Source organism: Pseudomonas sp. FG36 (assembly GCF_057809275.1).
Genome location: NZ_JBMDJQ010000003.1, coordinates 166,815 through 182,727, shown reverse-complemented (window position 1 = coordinate 182,727; position 15,913 = coordinate 166,815). Strand labels below are relative to the sequence as shown.

The 15,913-nt window shown below is 63.0% G+C and carries 14 protein-coding genes and 1 pseudogene; 6 read left to right on the top strand and 9 right to left on the bottom strand.

The genetic code is table 11. The annotated features are described in order from the left end of the window. The first annotated feature begins 4 nt into the window (after window positions 1–4). The 4 genes from ACODS9_RS04600 to ACODS9_RS04585 are packed head-to-tail and all read left to right on the top strand — an operon-like array spanning window position 5 to window position 3,783. Window positions 5–1,252, top strand: a complete 1,248-nt coding sequence (locus tag ACODS9_RS04600) for an NAD(P)/FAD-dependent oxidoreductase (RefSeq protein WP_489093362.1) — start codon at window positions 5–7, stop codon at window positions 1,250–1,252. Continuing rightward, window positions 1,249–2,058 carry a DUF1365 domain-containing protein gene (locus ACODS9_RS04595; protein WP_489093361.1) on the top strand — a complete coding sequence of 270 codons (810 nt, stop codon included), beginning with the start codon at window positions 1,249–1,251 and terminating at the stop codon, window positions 2,056–2,058. The genes ACODS9_RS04600 and ACODS9_RS04595 overlap by 4 nt, the downstream gene beginning before the upstream one ends. Further along, complete coding sequence (locus ACODS9_RS04590; RefSeq protein ID WP_489093360.1) at window positions 2,033–3,292, top strand: class I SAM-dependent methyltransferase; 1,260 nt, start codon at window positions 2,033–2,035, stop codon at window positions 3,290–3,292. The genes ACODS9_RS04595 and ACODS9_RS04590 overlap by 26 nt, the downstream gene beginning before the upstream one ends. Window positions 3,293–3,294: 2 nt before the next feature. Continuing rightward, on the top strand, window positions 3,295–3,783 hold the full coding sequence (locus ACODS9_RS04585) for a DUF2878 domain-containing protein (RefSeq protein WP_489093359.1): 489 nt from the start codon (window positions 3,295–3,297) through the stop codon (window positions 3,781–3,783). 12 nt (window positions 3,784–3,795) lie between these two features. Here the strand turns inward: ACODS9_RS04585 and ACODS9_RS04580 are convergent, their stop codons facing one another. Both ACODS9_RS04580 and ACODS9_RS04575 read right to left on the bottom strand, forming a co-directional pair. Beyond that, entirely contained in the window at window positions 3,796–4,332 is a 537-nt protein-coding gene (locus tag ACODS9_RS04580; RefSeq protein ID WP_489093358.1) for a DUF3833 domain-containing protein, read from the bottom strand. A 2-nt stretch (window positions 4,333–4,334) separates the two neighbouring features. Beyond that, on the bottom strand, window positions 4,335–4,874 hold the full coding sequence (locus tag ACODS9_RS04575) for a chalcone isomerase family protein (protein WP_489093357.1): 540 nt from the start codon (window positions 4,872–4,874) through the stop codon (window positions 4,335–4,337). 112 nt (window positions 4,875–4,986) lie between these two features. Here ACODS9_RS04575 and ACODS9_RS04570 point away from each other — a divergent pair, with 112 nt between their 5' ends. Continuing rightward, window positions 4,987–5,757, top strand: coding sequence for an SDR family NAD(P)-dependent oxidoreductase (locus ACODS9_RS04570; RefSeq protein ID WP_489093356.1), 771 nt, complete (start codon window positions 4,987–4,989; stop codon window positions 5,755–5,757). A gap of 12 nt (window positions 5,758–5,769) precedes the next feature. On the opposite strand, the gene ACODS9_RS04565 is transcribed toward ACODS9_RS04570, so the two are convergent. Further along, on the bottom strand, window positions 5,770–6,096 hold the full coding sequence (locus ACODS9_RS04565; RefSeq protein WP_489093355.1) for a putative quinol monooxygenase: 327 nt from the start codon (window positions 6,094–6,096) through the stop codon (window positions 5,770–5,772). A 113-nt stretch (window positions 6,097–6,209) separates the two neighbouring features. Continuing rightward, entirely contained in the window at window positions 6,210–7,064 is an 855-nt protein-coding gene (locus ACODS9_RS04560; protein WP_489093354.1) for a helix-turn-helix domain-containing protein, read from the bottom strand. Between the two features lie 158 nt (window positions 7,065–7,222). On the opposite strand from ACODS9_RS04560, the gene ACODS9_RS04555 reads away from it, so the two are divergent. Beyond that, window positions 7,223–7,789 (top strand): GNAT family N-acetyltransferase, encoded by a 567-nt coding sequence (locus ACODS9_RS04555; RefSeq protein ID WP_489093353.1) that lies wholly within the window; start codon window positions 7,223–7,225, stop codon window positions 7,787–7,789. Here the strand turns inward: ACODS9_RS04555 and ACODS9_RS04550 are convergent. The 5 genes and pseudogenes from ACODS9_RS04550 to ACODS9_RS04530 form a co-directional block, all read right to left on the bottom strand. After that, a complete protein-coding gene (locus tag ACODS9_RS04550) occupies window positions 7,786–8,397 on the bottom strand; it encodes a dTMP kinase (RefSeq protein ID WP_489093352.1) in 612 nt (203 codons plus the stop codon). The genes ACODS9_RS04555 and ACODS9_RS04550 overlap by 4 nt on opposite strands. Window positions 8,398–8,449: 52 nt before the next feature. Then, window positions 8,450–8,872: a PA0061/PA0062 family lipoprotein gene (locus tag ACODS9_RS04545; RefSeq protein WP_489093351.1), complete on the bottom strand. Its 423-nt coding sequence runs from the start codon at window positions 8,870–8,872 to the stop codon at window positions 8,450–8,452. Between the two features lie 76 nt (window positions 8,873–8,948). After that, complete coding sequence (locus ACODS9_RS04540) at window positions 8,949–9,794, bottom strand: hypothetical protein (protein WP_489093350.1); 846 nt, start codon at window positions 9,792–9,794, stop codon at window positions 8,949–8,951. Window positions 9,795–9,846: 52 nt separating this feature from the next. Further along, window positions 9,847–15,432: a YadA-like family protein gene (locus ACODS9_RS04535; RefSeq protein ID WP_489093426.1), complete on the bottom strand. Its 5,586-nt coding sequence runs from the start codon at window positions 15,430–15,432 to the stop codon at window positions 9,847–9,849. Between the two features lie 123 nt (window positions 15,433–15,555). Further along, window positions 15,556–15,639, bottom strand: a pseudogene (locus tag ACODS9_RS04530) (ESPR-type extended signal peptide-containing protein); the annotation flags it as partial. Between the last annotated feature and the right edge of the window lie 274 nt (window positions 15,640–15,913).

Genomic DNA, 15,913 nt, shown 5'->3' with positions numbered 1-15,913 from the left:
AACCATGCGTATAGCCATCATCGGCAGCGGTATCGCCGGCCTGACCTGCGCCTACCTGCTGTCGCGCAAGCACGAAGTGACGGTATTCGAGGCCGCCGGCTGGGTCGGCGGCCACACCCACACCGTCGACGTGGTGTGGCGCGGTGAGCGGTATGCCATCGACACGGGGTTCATTGTCTTCAACGACTGGACCTACCCGCATTTCATCCGTTTGCTCGAAGAGCTCGGGGTCGCCTCGCAGCCGACCCAGATGAGTTTCTCCGTGCATGATCCGCGCAGTGGCCTGGAATACAACGGGCACGACCTGAACACATTGTTCGCCCAGCGCCGCAACCTGCTGTCGCCGGGCTTCTGGGGCATGCTGCGCGATATCCTGCGTTTCAACCGGCAGGCCCTCGCCGACCTCGAACAACAGCGTATCGACGCCACCACCACCTTGGGCGCGTACCTTCACGAGCGCGGTTACGGCCCGCGTTTCATCGAACATTACATCGTGCCCATGGGCTCGGCGATCTGGTCGATGTCCCGTGCCGACATGCTCGGCTTCCCGCTGGCGTTCTTCGTGCGCTTCTGTCGCAACCACGGCTTGCTGTCGGTGAACCAGCGCCCGCAGTGGCGTGTCGTCGCGGGCGGTTCGCGCAGTTATGTCGCCCCGCTGTGCCGCCCCTTCGCCGAACGCATCCGCCTTGACTGCAAGGTGCACCGGGTCGGCCGCGACGAAGGGGGTGTCACCCTGGTCAGCGACGCCGGCACCGAGCGCTTCGACAATGTGGTGTTCGCCTGTCACAGCGACCAGGCGCTGGCGTTGCTGGAAGCGCCGAGCGTGCACGAACGCTCGGTGCTGGGTGCCATCGGCTATGCCGACAACGACGTGGTGCTGCACACCGATACCCGCCTGCTGCCGCGCCGCCGCAACGCCTGGGCCAGTTGGAACTACCGCCTGGGCGGCCCGGAGCAGGCGCCGGCCGCGGTGACCTACAACATGAACATCCTGCAGGGCCTCCAGGCAGCGACAACCTTCTGCGTCAGCCTGAACCAGACCGCGCTGATCGACCCTGCGCAGATCCTCGCCCGCTTCAGCTACGCCCACCCGCAGTACAGCCTGGCGGCATCCGCCGCGCAGGCCCGGCAGACACAACTGCAAGGCCAACAGCACAGCTACTTCTGCGGCGCCTACTGGGGCAACGGCTTCCACGAGGACGGCGTGGTCAGCGCGTTGCAGGTGGCCAGGCATTTTGGAGAGCAGCTGTGAACAGTGGCCTGTGCCTGGGCTGGCTCAGTCATCGGCGCCTGAGTCCGCGGCCCCATGCCTTCCGTTACCGGATCGGCTTGTTCTACCTGGATCTGGACGAACAAGCCTGGCTGATAGGCTTGTCTCGCTGGCTGGGGCGTTGGCGCCTGGCCCCGCTGTGCTGGCGGGAAACCGACTACCTGCCGGCGCTCACCCGCCAAGGCCAGCCGCTGGCCCAGGCCGCGCGCCTGCTGGTGCGCCAGGCCACGGGGCAAATGCCCGACGGGCCGGTGCACCTGCTGACCCAGCTGCGCTGCTGGGGGCTGTCGTTCAATCCGGTGAGCTTCTACTTCTGCCATGACCGCGCCGGGCACCTGGCGGCGATTCTGCTGGAGGTGCGCAATACCCCGTGGCGCCAGCGCTTCCACTATGTGCTGCCGGTGCAAGGCGACCTGGTGAAAACCTTCGCCATGGCCAAGCGCTTTCATGTGTCGCCGTTCATGCCCTTGGACATGGACTATCGCGTGGGCTTTCACCTGGGCCAGGCACAGGTGCGCATCCACATGGAGAACTGGCAAGGCAGCCAAAAAGTGTTCGAGGCCGACCTGGCCCTGAAGCGCCAGCCGCTGGATCGCAAGGCCGTGCGCGACTACGTGCTGGCCTTCCCCTGGATCAGCCTGCGCACCGTCTCGGCCATCTACTGGCAAGCCCTGCGCCTGTTCATCAAACGCACGCCCATTCACGACCACACCGCCAGCCGGGGCAACCTGGCGCTCGGCCACCCTTGCGAGGACCCCGATCATGTCGACTCCCACCCTGAGCGTTAGCAAGTCCGCGGGCCTGGCGCCACTGCTCGGCGGCTTGGCGCGCAAGGCCGTGCTCGCCCAGCTGGGCAAGCTGCGCCATGGCCATCTGCGCCTGCTTTGCCACGGTCGGCAGTGGGCGTTCGGCGACCCCGGCAGCACGCTGCAGGCAGAGGTAGAGATACTCGATGACGCCACCTGGAGCCTGGTCGCCGGCAATGGCTCGATCGGCGCGGGCGAAGCCTACATCCATGGTTATTGGCGCAGCCCGGACCTGGCATTGGTCACCCGCCTGTTCGTGGCCAACCTCGATGTGCTCGACGCCCTCGAGGGTGGCCTGGCCCGCCTGGGCCACCCTGCCCTGCGGCTGCTGCACCGGCTCAACCGCAACAACCGGCGTGGTGCCCGTCGCAACATCCTGGCCCATTACGACCTGGGCAATACCCTGTTCGAGCAACTACTGGACCCGACCATGATGTATTCGGCCGCGCAGTTCGAGCATCCTGGACAATCCCTGGAGCAGGCGCAGCGGCGCAAGCTGGAGCGCATCTGCCAGAAACTCGAGCTGAGCCCGCAGGACCACCTGCTGGAAATCGGCTGCGGCTGGGGCAGCCTGGCGATCCACGCCGCCACCCGCCACGGCTGCCGGGTCACCACCACGACCCTGTCGCAAGCGCAGTACACCTACACCCTGCAACGGGTGAAGGCCCTTGGCCTGGAGCAGCAGGTGACGGTGCTGTGCGATGACTACCGCGACCTGACGGGCACGTTCGACAAGCTGGTCTCCATCGAGATGATCGAAGCGGTGGGCCACCGCTACCTGCCGGTGTACTTCCGCCAGTGCGCGTCACTGCTCAAGCCCGATGGGCTGATGTTGCTGCAGGCCATCACCATTCGCGACCAACGCTATGCCCAGTCGCGGCGCTCGGTGGACTTCATCCAGCGCTACATCTTCCCCGGCGGCGCCCTGCCTTCGCTTAGTGTGTTGCTGGACACCGCCAGCCGCCGCACCGCGCTCAACCTCGTGCACCTGGAAGATTTCGGCGCCGACTACGCGCTGACCCTGCGGCATTGGCGCGACAACTTGCGCCACGGGCGCAGCACGTTGGCTGCACTGGGCTACGACGAAACGTTCCAGCGCCTGTGGGAGTTCTACCTGTGCTATTGCCAGGGTGGTTTCGAGGAACGGGCCATTGGCGTGGCGCAACTGCTGTGGGCCGCGCCCCAGGCGCGGCGGGCACCGTTGCCCGGGCAATGACGATGCCTTCTGGCTGGCTGATCACCAATGCGCTGTGGCTGCAGATCGGCTGGTGGGCTTGCGTGCTGGGCGCAAAGGCTCCCTGGCTATTGTTGCTGGTGCCGCTGGGGCTGGCCGTGCACCTCAAACTGTGCCCGGCCCGCGGCGCCGAAGTCGGCGCACTGTTACGCGTGACCTTGGCCGGTTGCATGCTGGATGGCCTGCTGGGGGCGATCGGCTTGTTTCGTTTCGAGGCATGGCCACTGCCCTTGTGGCTGGCGCTGCTGTGGCTAGTGCTGGCCAGCGGCTTGCGCCACAGCCTGGCATGGGCGGGGTGGCCGTTTTGGCGCGGTGCGGCGGTCGGTGCGCTGGGTGGGCCGCTGGCGTACGTGGGCGGTGCCAGGCTGGCCGATGTCGCCTTGCCCCTGGGGCTCGTGGTCACGGGTTTGCTGCTGGTGCCGGTCTGGGCCCTGGCCCTCCCCTTGCTGGTGCGTCTAGCGGTGCGTCGTTGAGCGCCTGCGGAATCACCGCGCATGCTCCGGCAGGCGCCGGAAGAACAGGGTTATCTGGCCGATCTCCACGCCCAGCTTGCTCATGCGCGAGCGGTTGATCAGGGTGTCTTCGTCCATCAGGTACATCCAGTCGTCCAGGTCCACTTGCCAGTGTCTCCCGTCGACCGGCAGGTCCAGCTGGTAACGCCAGCGCAACGCATTGCCGGCCACCTCGCCGCGGGCCTCGCCGATCACGTCGCCCGCGGTGCCACGCCAGCGACCAGGACCATCGGGCACCAGCGTCCAGGTGCGCTGCTGTCGGGTACCGTCGCTGTAGAGAAACTGCTCGTCGAGGATCAGCCGCTCGCCGTCGCGGCGGCTGTCGATACGTACATGGAAACGTTTCACTACCTCCCCGGAACGCTTCTGGAACATGCCCCAGGCCTCTACCGGACGTGAGAAGAAAGCCGCCAGGTCCAGCTTGGGTTGCTCGCCGGCGTAGTGCTCGACGCCGACGTTGCCGCAGCTGCCCAGCAACAGGCACCCGGCCAACAACAATGCTTTGTACATGTTCAGTGTCCTCGATCGTTGCCGGCCAGGCCGAGCAGGCGCTGACGCAGTTGCGGATCCCGGGCCCGCGGGTCCAGCCAGATGGCGAAGAAGGCCTGGGCAAAAGCCACGTCGGCCACTTCATGGCGCAGCCGGCCATCGATGTAGAAGCGGCAGCCCTTTTGCGGGAGATACACCCCCGTGATGCGCATACCGGGACGCACATCCACGAATGCCGCTTGCATCTCACGGGACCATGCGTCGAGCTGTTGCGCCGTGACGCTGCCGGCGCCAAGACGGCGCATCTCTTCCACGCTGGCCTTGACCAGCGTTTCACGGGACAACGACCGGTGGTAGGTCAGCTCCAGGGCGAATGGCCGGCTCCAGTCCAGCACCGGTCCGTCGGCCCACAAACGGGCGCTGTACAGGCGCAGGCCGAACCAGGTGAACTCGCCTTCACCCAGACGTTGCGCCGCCGGAAGCGTGGCTCGCCAGTCCGCGCCGACCGCGGCGAGCGACATCAGCAGCAGGCAGAGGCAGGCCAATCGTCCGGTAGAAACCATGACAAACCTGTACAGAAAACAAATTCTGTACAAGATTATGGCTTTGTACAGATAAATTCCAATGCTGTATAGAAATTAAGGGCAGCTCGACTCATGTCAGGGAGCACCTCGGATGAGCCTCATCACCAACTTCCCCAGCCCCGCAAATGTGCTGGTCTGCGGCGCCAGCCAAGGCATCGGCCTAGCCCTGTGCGAACAACTACTGGCACGCGAAGACGTGGGCCTGCTGATCGCCGTGTCGCGCCAGGCAACCCGCAGCTCCCTGCTCGATACCCTGGCCCTGACACATGGCCGCAGGTTGATGCGCATCGACTGCGATGCTCGGGATGAACAGGCTTTGCAAGCCCTGGCGGCGCAGGTCCAGGCCAGCTGTGCGCAGCTGAACCTGGTCATCAGTACCCTAGGCGTGCTCCACGAGCCTCCGGCACGCGCCGAGAAGTCGCTGGCGCAACTGGACATGGCAGGGTTGCAGGCCAGCTTCGTCAGCAACTGCTTTGCCCCTGTCCTGCTGCTCAAGCACCTGCTGCCATTGCTGCGCCAGCAGCCGGTCACCTTCGCCGCCCTGTCGGCCCGGGTCGGCTCGATCGGCGACAACCACCTTGGCGGCTGGTACAGCTATCGCGCCAGCAAGGCCGCGCTCAACCAGCTGTTGCGCACGGCCAGCATCGAACTCAAACGGCTTAATCCCGCGTCGACAGTCCTGGCCTTGCACCCCGGGACTACCGACACCCAGCTCTCGCGCCCCTTCCAGGGCAATGTGCCAATCGAAAAGCTGTTCACGCCAGCGTTTGCCGCCCGTTGCATCCTCGAACTCGTCGGCCGCCATGGACCATCACAGACCGGTACCTTCTGGGCTTGGGACGGCCAGCCGATTCCCTGGTAACTCGCAGGCTTGTCAGGGATGGGGCGCAACGACGCTGGACACTGGGTCAAGGAAGATCAGTTGCAATGGCTCCGCCAGCAGTTGGTCAGCCTGCTCGGCAAAACGTTGAAAGTGTTCGGTGGCCAGGTGGGTGTCCAGGGCCTGTTGATGGTCGAACGCTTCGCGCATGTAAAACGTCCCGGGCTCATCGCTGCGCTCGAACAACATGTAGTCACGGTTGCCGGGCTCGGCCCGGGTCGGCTCGATCAAGGCCAGCAAGGCCTCTTTCAGCGCTCCCGCCTGGCCTGGCTTGGCCTTGAGGATGGCAAGGGAAACGAGGGGATGGTCTTGTGTGTTCACGTCAAGCTCCTGGTCAGTTGATTGCCAGCCAGTCTGGCGTGCCCGGCGCCTGGGAAAAACCGGCTGTACGCGTGAACACTTTCCTTACAACAGTGAAAATGCCCGGTCTCGATTCACGCCTGCCCTGCTTCCTTCTGTTCCTGGAGGCGATAGCGAGACAGCGAAACACCGGTTTGCCGCTTGAAGTAGCGGCACAGGTAAGAGGCATCGACAAAGTTCAGCTCGTCGGCGATCTGGCCGATCGCCAGATTGCTGTAGGAAAGCAGTGCCTTGATTTCCTGGGTCACCTGCCGATCTATCAGGCCTTTGGCGGTGTCGTTGAAAAACGCTTTGGTCAGCTGTGACAGGTAGAACGGCGTGATGCTCAGCGCGTCGGCATAGAACTTCACATCCCGGTGCCTGGTGCAGTGCTTGCCGATCAAGTCCCAAAATTGCCAACTGAGCATTTCCTTGCGGCTGAACGCCCTGCTGCCTTTGTATGTAGCTGGAAGCTGTTCGGCAATCTTCAGGAAAAGGTTCTGCAGTTGGTTGCGCAGCATGACGTGCCGGTAAGTCGGGCAGCACTTCACGATATCCCGCATCTGCGCCAGCCATCCTTCTATCAACGGCCTGTCATCACTGGCCGGGACGCAATGTGGATTTTCATGCAAGAAGATGAACAGGGGGTTGGGCAGTTGGTAGGCGACCTCCGCAGCGAAACCTTTTGGCATCAGGCAGAAAAATACCTTGAATCCGCGTGAGCGACGTTTGAGCAAGGCAATAGTGTCTTCGGCCACCAGCAGCACATCACCGCGCCGGAGCGCATGCTCCTTGAAGTTGAGCGTGAAGCGGGCGCTCCCGGACAGGCAGACCAGCAGCGTCAGGTAGGTGTGGCCGAACGAGAGTGGCACTCCCAGCCCTTCGGCCAGGGTGGTATCACCCATGCGCGGGGGATCGTCAGCAGTAAAAAGTTGCGGAATATGCTGCATAACCTCTAGATGCCAGGACCTGAAACGGGATAAATCCTATCACCCATTGGTCATCCAGTTTCGAAAAGTACCGAAATCACCGAGGTACTGATGTGTACCGAACCTGCCTTCCTCCCTACTCTCTGCTCCCCACTTGATCAGCCAACAGAGAACATGAGATGAGCCTGGAAACAACCCGACTGCTGCTGCGCCCTTGGCGGGACACCGACGCTGCGGATCTGTACGAATTCGCCAAGGACCAGCGAGTCGGCCCCATCGCCGGTTGGCCCCAGCACACCAGTGTGGAAAACAGTGCCGAGATCATTCGCACGGTCTTCAATCACCCTGAGGTCTATGCCGTCGAGTTGAGGGAAAATCGCCGTGCGGTAGGGTGCGTCGGTATCCTTATCGGTGGCGATAGCAACTTCGAGATCAGTGCGCAGGAAGGCGAAATCGCCTACTGGATCGGAGTACCGTACTGGGGCCAGGGCCTGATTCCCGAAGCCGTGCGGGAAGTGATGCGACACGCCTTCGAACCCCTGAAGCTCAAAGCGCTGTGGTGTGGTTACTTTGCCAACAACAGCCAGTCCTTTGTCGCACAGTCGAAGTGTGGTTTCCGTCATCACCATACTGAAGAGAACAAGTACAACCCGTTCCTCCAGGACTACCGCACAGAACACATCAGCCGCATTACCTATGAGCAGTGGCTCGAGGATACGAAAGAAGGCACTTTCCGAGCAGGTTAATCAAACAGGCTACGGATCTCTGATACCAACGCCTGTGTCGCCTCTTCAAGGGTTCCTTCGTTACGACATAAAACCCACCCTTGATCGGCAACCACCCGCTCGAACGCTTGGGTGCACGCGACATGCTCTTCCAGTGCGTGCATCACCGTGCTGCTCAAGCCGCGCGATCGCGCCGCTGCCCTCCTCCACGAGACTTCAGGGTCGGTGACAACGCCTACATGCAGGTCCGGCACCCGCACGTTGCGTTCGATGTTCAACCGCAGGATCTCGGCAAACGGCACCAGCCGGCGAAACGCCGCATCGGACGGGTACCAGCGATCGATCAGGATGATGCTGTCCGTCGGCTGCTTGGCCAGCACGTGCCGGGAAATCCAGGCACGGCTGTCCGCCAGGCGCTCACAAACCTTCATTTCCAGGTCCCGGCAGGGATTCCTGACGAACTGGTTGACCAGGACCATGGTTTCGCCCCGGTAGGGATCGCTTTTCTTCTCGCAGATGCGGATCACCTTCCTGTTGTCCGCCCGCAGCGCTTTGGTGACGGCTTCCAGCAGCGTGGTCTTGCCGGTGCCCTTGGGGCCATCCAGGGAAATGAACAGCGAACGACTCATGCTTCACACAACGGTTGAATTCCTTCACGAACAGTCAATGAACCGGGCTCGGTCACATCAGGCAGTAGAACTCACTGACCTCTGCGACGATCTCCCGGGCGGCATTGTACAGCCTCGCCTCGGGTGTCAGGGCCATGGAGCGGGCTTCCAGCACATAGCGCTGGCCGGCCTGGAAATGGGCGTAATCGAGGGTGAGGTAGCATTGGCGAACGGTGGTGCCGCCCAGCATGCTCATGCCTCCTCCACCGTTCGTTTCATAGTCAAAGCGCACCACCAGTTCGTGGCTGCCAGGGCTGACCTGGAAGAAGCGGCCTTCCTCCAGGCGCTGCTTGTCCAGGCGTTCGGCCAGCAGCACGCGGTCGTTGGGGAATGGCAGCGAAAGGTCGACCCAGGCCATCTCGGGGTTGGCGGCTGGCATGGGGGCCTGGCAGCCCGGGATGACGGTGATCAGCAACAGCAGTAGCAGCCGGCGCATGGTGGCGGCTCCTTTGGGGCATGGATTAAGGATAGCGCCCTAGCCGATGAAGCATGCGCTCACCTGCTCACCCCTGTCATCCGTCATTGCCCGTCCCCACTTGAAGCGGGTATTCCTGGCCCATCAACCTGCCCTTGCCATACCAGACAATTCCGCCCTGACTCAGTACCAGTCCGTTGGGGCCAAACTCGAAGACACTGCCAGTAGAGCTGTTGAAGACGAAGCGACTGTCATCCATCTGCATCAGCCTGTAGTGGGTGTTGGCAGGAGGCAGTTGTTCCTTGATGCGTTGCAGGTAAGTCGGCGCCAGGCGAGTAAACAATTCCGCAGCCTGGGCACGAAATTGCGGGATCGTCTGGCCTGGGCTGCGCTGAAGCTCCACGGCGATCAAGGCGAAGATATCGGCGTTGGCACGGGCCACGGCCAACTTGATCGACAGAGCCGAAGTCAGCAAGGCGTTATCGATCTGCAGCGCTGACTTCTCGGGTTGTCCGATGGCCGCCGGTACCGTGACGGGGCGCATGAACTCGGCCACGTTGACCGCCGACAGCGCGGTGACCGCCAGGTACGCGGCACAGGCAGAGGCTTGTCCAGGCTGATCGCCGTTGACCAACAGTGAGAAGGGACTGCCCTGGCGAGGCAGTGACTGTGCATCGATCCCCTGCTGCTTGAGCAACGCGTTGACCTGCTCCTGTCTGACTTCGCCTCGGGCCAAGGCGCAAAGTTGCTCCATCATTAGAGCCTTGCGCGGCTCGTCGAACCTGGGCGATAGCTGGAAAATGGCATCCTGGATCACCGGTAACGCCGGAACGCGAAGCGAAACACGGGGGGTAGCGGTCGACCTGTCAGCCACGAACCTGTCGTAACCGGCCAGCGCCACCAGCACGATGACAACGGCAACGAAACTGGACTTCATATTCATGATAATCGCCTTCAGAAGTTGAATTGAGACGTGTGCAAGCCCGATCGACGGGTTACCACTGATAACCGACACCCAGCGCCACCCCCACTTTGCGTTGGGTGTCGGTGCTGCCCTGTAGCTTGGTCACCCACCTGCCGTTGCTCGACATGTGCGACACACCGAACGCCAGTGACGCTTGGCCTCGGTAGCTGCTCACCGCCGCTACCGTCATGCTCGAGCCTGGTGAGTAGGACTGCGGCAGGCTGGCCATGGCCATCGCCCCGGCAATCCCCGCACTGAGAATCTCGTCCTGTTGCTTGAGGTCGTTCTTCAGCTCCATGTAGCGCTGGTCGGTGTAGGCGTTGGCGCCACTGGTGATGTCCGCCACGGATGCGCTCAGCTGATCGAGGTTGACTGCATCCGTGCCGCGAGTGCCGGCCGCGACGTTGGTGATCTGACGTTCGTCTCCCACACTGCCGACCGAGACGCTGTTTTCGCGGTCCGCCACCGCGTTCGTGCCCAGTGCCGTGGCATTTCTGGCCGACGCCTTGGCCCCGTTGCCCACCGCCACGGCGTTTTCCGCGAGGGCCTGGGACCGGGTGCCGAGCGCCGCGCTGTTCTTGCCCGAAGCCACTGCCTGCGCACCACCGGCGACTGCATCGACACCCGCTGCCTTCGGCTTGGCAGGCGCGCCGGTGTTGTTCACCTGGAACATCCCGTCGGTACCGTTCTGGAGGCTGGCGACATCGTTTGCCACGGCGGTGATGCGGCCATCCTGCTGTCCCGCACTCACACTCAGGTTGGCGATCGAGTCATCCGTGTATTTGTTGGCTTGTGCGACCGCGCCGTCGAGCTGGCGCACGTTGACCGCGTCATTGGCGTTCCTGCCGTCGGCGACGTTGCTGACCGTCCGGGTTTCACCGTTGGCAGCGTTGCCCACCGAAACCGTGCCCGAGGTCACATTGCTGGCCCCCGAATAGACGCCGCTGTAGGTTTCAGCGCCGCGCCCGCCATCGCTGGAGCCGCTGCCAAGGGCAACACTGCCATCGGCTGAAGTGGTGGCGCCGTTGCCTACCGCCACCGCGCCATTGCCCGATGCCTGGGCCTGGGCACCCAACGCCATCGCATCAGTACCGGTGGCCGCGGAGTCGGCCTTGATGGAATTGACGTGCAGGTACTTGATGCCGCCGCCCGAGCCGATCAGGGTTTCCAGCCCTCCGACACGACCGTCCAGATTGCTGATAGCCGTGGTGTTCTGGTCCACCTGGTCGCCGACCTGCTTCAGTTGCGCCACGTTGACCGCGTCGTTGTCCTGCGTACCGGCGGCCAATCCGGTGAGTTTGCGGCTGCCCGTTGCCGTGCCGATGCCAATCTCGCCCACCGACGTCTGCGCTGCGGCCAATCGGTAGGCGCTGTAGCCCGTCTCGGAGCCTACGGTCGTCACCGAGCTCGAACCCAGGGCGACGCTCATGGCCTGGCTGGCATTGGCGCCCGCCCCCAGGGCGACCGATTGTTCCGCCCCGGCCTGGGCCGTGCTGCCCATGGCGATACCGGAAGCCATCAGCACCTGGGCGTTGCGACCGATAGCGATGCCGCCGGCGGCGGCCTGGCCGACACTGGCCTGGTTGCCCATGCCGATGCCGTTGTCACCGTTGACCACGGTGGCCGGGCCGACAGCGATCGACTCCGCGCCGCTGGCGAGGGAATCCACCAGGTTTGTCGAGTTGGCGTGGAAGTACTGCGTACCTGACACGCTCAACGAGCCCATCGCCCCGATCAACTGGCGCAGGGTCACGGCGTCATGCGCTTCGGTGCCGTCCGCCACGTTGGTGATCTGTCGATAGTTACCGGCCTTGCCTACGGACACCGAGCCCAGCAAGGTGGCGTCCGATGTGTCATAGACGATCGCCCCGCTACCGGCGGCGATCGTGCCGGTAGCGGGGGCCAGAGCGCGATCTGCAATCGAGCCCTCCCCCAGCGCAACGCCGCCCGCCACCTGGGCCAGAGTCGAACGCCCCAGTGCCAGGCTGCCCTGTCCTGCAGCGTTGGCGCCCGAACCGACAGCCAGTGAACTGGCGCCTGCGGCGACGGACTGCGGCCCGATCGCCACGCTGTCCAGGCCGGTTGCGCGGCTGTCGGCCAGCGTCGAGTTGGCGTGGAAGTACTTGATGCCGGCGCCGTTGTTGACGAGGTCGTCTACCTGGGTCGACAGCCCATCGACGGTGGTGTTGGTGGCAAACAACTGTGAGCCGTTCACGGCGTCGGTGCTGGTGGCGTTCAGTGTGCCAGCCGCGACATTGGTCAACTTCACCGCAGTGCCTGTCGGGTTGAAGGTCACTTGGGTTTTAGTGGTGGCATCGTCGTACTTTACGGCTACGGCGGCAGTATTGGTCACGCTGGTGTCGAGGTTGGCCAACGCCGCGCCGACGTTGCTGCTGACCTGGGTACCGGCGTTGGCACCGGTGACACTGATGCTGTTGGTGGCATAGCTGGGCGCGGTCCAGACGCCGGTGTTCGCGTCCAGGAGCGCGCCGCCACCCAAGGCCAGTGCGGCGCTTTGGCCGACCTGGTTCAGCTGGCTGACGTTCACTGCATCTGTCGCGGCGGAGCCGGCGGTAAGCCCGGTTATACGCCGGCCATCGGCACCGTTGGCGATGTTCACTTCGCCGCCCGTCGCCGCACCGCCGACGCCATAAGCCATGTTGGCCAGCGTCGTGCCAGTGGCCGATGAGCCTGACCCCAAGGCAATGCTGTTGTCGACGCTGGCCATGGCGCCATTGCCCAGTGCAACACTGCTGGCGCCTGCGGAGAGAGCTGCCGGCCCCATCGCCACGCTGTCCTGACCGGTTGCGCTGCTGTCGGCGAGAGTCGAGTTGCTGTGGAAGTATTTGATGCCGGCACCATTGTTGACGATGTTGTCGACGGTCTGGTTGGTGGCGAACAGTTGGCTACCGTTGACGGCATCGGTACTGGTGCTGTTCAACGCACCGGCCGCGACATTGGTCAACTTGACCGCAGTGCCCGCTGGGTTGAAGGTCACCTGAGTCTTGCTGCTGGCATCGTCGTACTTCACCGCAACCGCCGCCGTGTTGGTCAGGCTGCTGTTGAGATCGGTCAATGCTGCGCCGACACTGCTACTGACCAGCGGCCCAGTATTGGCACCGGTCACACTGATGCTGTTGGTGACATAGCTTGGCGCGGTCCAGGCACCGGTGTTTGCATCAAGCACTGCGCCGCCACCCAGGGCTGTAGCCATGTCCTGGCCGGCTTTGTTCAGCTGGCCAACGTTGACGGCGTCCGTTGCCGAACTGCCTGCGGCCAAGCCGGTGATGCGACGGCCATCGGCCCCGTTGGCGATGTTCACTTCGCCGCCCGTCGCCGCACCACCGACGCCATAGGCCGCGTTGGCCAGCGTCGTGCCGGTGGCGGATGAGTTGGAGCCCAGCGCCACGCCGTTTGCCACGGTCGCGCTCGCAGTCGGGCCGATGGCCACGCTGTCGAGCCCCGTCGCGGTGCTGTCGGCAAGCACAGAATTGCTGTGGAAGTATTTGATGCCGGCACCGTTGTTGACGATGTTGTCGACGGTCTGGTTGGTGGCGAACAGTTGGCTACCGTTGACGGCATCGGTACTGGTGCTGTTCAACGCACCGGCCGCGACATTGGTCAACTTAACCGCAGTGCCTGCCGGATTGAAGGTCACCTGGGATTTGGTACTGGCGTCATCGTATTTCACCGCAACCGCCGCCGTGTTGATCAGGCCGGTGTTGAGATTGGTCAATGCTGCGCCGACGTTGTTGCTGACCAACGGCCCTGTGTTGGCACCGGTCGCGCTGATGCTGTTGATGGAATAGCTGGGCGCTGTCCAGGCACCGGTATTTGCATCAAGGGTTGCGCCTGCGCCCAGAGCAGTCGCCGTGTCCTGACCTGCTTTGTTCAACTGGGCAACGTTGACGGCGTCTGTCGCCGAGCTGCCTGCCGCCAGTCCGGTGATGCGGCGGCCATTCACGCCATTTGCGATGTTCACTTCGCCCCCGCTCGCCGCACCGCCAACGCCATAAGCCGCGTTAGCCAGTGTCGTGCCGGTGGCGGATGAGTTGGAGCCCAGCGCCACGCCGTTTGCCACGGTCGCGCTCGCAGTCGGGCCGATGGCCACGCTGTCGAGCCCCGTCGCGGTGCTGTCGGCAAGTACAGAATTGCTGTGGAAGTATTTGATGCCGGCACCGTTGTTGACGATGTTGTCGACGGTCTGGTTGGTGGCGAACAGTTGGCTACCGTTGACGGCATCGGTACTGGTGCTGTTCAACGCACCGGCCGCGACATTGGTCAACTTGACCGCAGTGCCCGCTGGGTTGAAGGTCACCTGAGTCTTGCTGCTGGCATCGTCGTACTTCACCGCAACCGCCGCCGTGTTGGTCAGGCTGGTGTTGAGGTTGCCCAGCGCCGCACCGACAGTACTGCTGACCAATGGGCCGGTATTGGCCCCGGTCACGCCGATGCTGTTGGTCGAATAGCTTGGCGCTGTCCATGCCCCCGTGGTCGTGTTCACTGCCGCGCCGCCCCCCAGAGCAGCCGCCGTATTCTGGCTGTTGGCAAACAACTGGCTGCCGTTCACTGTATCGGTACTGGTGGCGTTCAGGACGCCGGGCGCGACATTGGTCAACTTCACCGCAGTGCCTGCCGGGTTGAAGGTCACCTGGGATTTGGTACTGGCGTCATCGTATTTCACCGCCACAGCCGCGGTGTTGGTCAGGCTGGTGTTGAGGTTGCTCAGTGCCGCACCGACGTTGCTGCTGACCAGCGCGCCGGTATTGGCACCGGTCGCGCTGATGGTGTTGGTGGAGTAGCTGGGCGCTGTCCACGCCCCGGTGGTCGCATTGAGAGTCGCACCGCCGCCCAAGGCTGTAGCCGTATCCTGGCCGGCTTTGTTCAGTTGACTGACGTTTACGGCATCCGTCGCGTTGGCTCCGGCAGCAAGGCCGGTGATCCGGCGGCCATTGGCGCCGTTGGCGATGTTCACTTCACCGCCCGCTGCCGCCGAGCCACCGACACCATAAGCGAGCGTGCCCAGCGTCGAACCTGTGGCTGATGCGTTCGAGCCCAATGCCACACTGTTGGCGGTGGCGACGGATGCCAGTTTGCCGATCGCCACACTGGAAGTAGCGCTTTCCTCTGCCGTCGATTGAGCGCCAAGCGCGATTGAATTGTCCGCTTTCGCCTGGGCTCCACGGGTTGTATTACTCCCGATGGCGATCGCACCTTCGGCCGAAGCTTTCGTCGAATTGGCCACAGTAAGCGCGGAGGTGCCAGTGGCGTTGGCGGCGGAGCCACCGATAGCCACGCTATTGAGGCCGGTCGCATTGCTCCCGAATCCCGCCGCGGTACTTGCGATGCCCGCTGCAACGGACTCCAAACCCAACGCAGTGCCCCACTTCGCGGCGCTGGCGAGAAAGCCGAATGCGGCTGCACCTTCCCCGCTGGCTTTGCCAAAGGCCCCATAAACAGTGCCCCCACGGGAATCACCGCCATCGGCACTACAACCTGCAATGGCTGAATAAGTACCAGTGCCATTCACAGGTTCAGTGGTACCACCTGGATTGGTTCCCCGGCCGATAGTGACTGAGGAGCCGCTGACACAGCTACCAGTTGACGCGTACGTCATTGCATGCCCTGGCTCAGACCATCCGAGACTCACGGCGAGTACCACCACACCGAGAGTATGTACCTTTCCCTTCAATGGAGAATACGAGCCTATTTTCCGCTTAGAAGGTTCCGAAGTTCCTCCTCTTGTAGACTTGCCGGCAAATTCCGAAGCAACAACCCAGCAACAGATCGATCTATTCCAGACAACCGAAAATACTTTATTCATTACAATACTGGCGGCAAGCCAGCCTCCGACACCCGCGTCATCAATGGCGTGACGACGTTCGCGCTCAATTCGATTGCGGGTAAGAGCAGGCATCACAACGGAATCAAGTGAGTGTATTGTCTCGGCTTGCTCAGTGAATAAAGTTAGGAAATTTCCCGCTATTTGTAGGAAATTTCCTGCAGAAAACGCCGCCTATCTTAAATAGTTGGCCAGCACGGAAACACCTGAGGCAGGCGGTATAGGTTACTTATCATCATAACAGTCGAGTCATAAG

Bases quoted from the DNA above. Each gene is read 5' to 3' on its own strand.
- ACODS9_RS04600 (WP_489093362.1), top strand. From the start codon at position 5: ATGCGTATAGCCATCATCGGCAGCGGTATCGCCGGCCTGACCTGCGCC.
- ACODS9_RS04590 (WP_489093360.1), top strand. From the start codon at position 2,033: ATGTCGACTCCCACCCTGAGCGTTAGCAAGTCCGCGGGCCTGGCGCCA.
- ACODS9_RS04585 (WP_489093359.1), top strand. From the start codon at position 3,295: ATGCCTTCTGGCTGGCTGATCACCAATGCGCTGTGGCTGCAGATCGGC.
- ACODS9_RS04580 (WP_489093358.1), bottom strand. From the start codon at position 4,332: ATGTACAAAGCATTGTTGTTGGCCGGGTGCCTGTTGCTGGGCAGCTGC.
- ACODS9_RS04575 (WP_489093357.1), bottom strand. From the start codon at position 4,874: ATGGTTTCTACCGGACGATTGGCCTGCCTCTGCCTGCTGCTGATGTCG.
- ACODS9_RS04570 (WP_489093356.1), top strand. From the start codon at position 4,987: ATGAGCCTCATCACCAACTTCCCCAGCCCCGCAAATGTGCTGGTCTGC.
- ACODS9_RS04560 (WP_489093354.1), bottom strand. From the start codon at position 7,064: ATGCAGCATATTCCGCAACTTTTTACTGCTGACGATCCCCCGCGCATG.
- ACODS9_RS04555 (WP_489093353.1), top strand. From the start codon at position 7,223: ATGAGCCTGGAAACAACCCGACTGCTGCTGCGCCCTTGGCGGGACACC.
- ACODS9_RS04550 (WP_489093352.1), bottom strand. From the start codon at position 8,397: ATGAGTCGTTCGCTGTTCATTTCCCTGGATGGCCCCAAGGGCACCGGC.
- ACODS9_RS04545 (WP_489093351.1), bottom strand. From the start codon at position 8,872: ATGCGCCGGCTGCTACTGCTGTTGCTGATCACCGTCATCCCGGGCTGC.
- ACODS9_RS04540 (WP_489093350.1), bottom strand. From the start codon at position 9,794: ATGAATATGAAGTCCAGTTTCGTTGCCGTTGTCATCGTGCTGGTGGCG.
- ACODS9_RS04535 (WP_489093426.1), bottom strand. From the start codon at position 15,432: ATGACGTACGCGTCAACTGGTAGCTGTGTCAGCGGCTCCTCAGTCACT.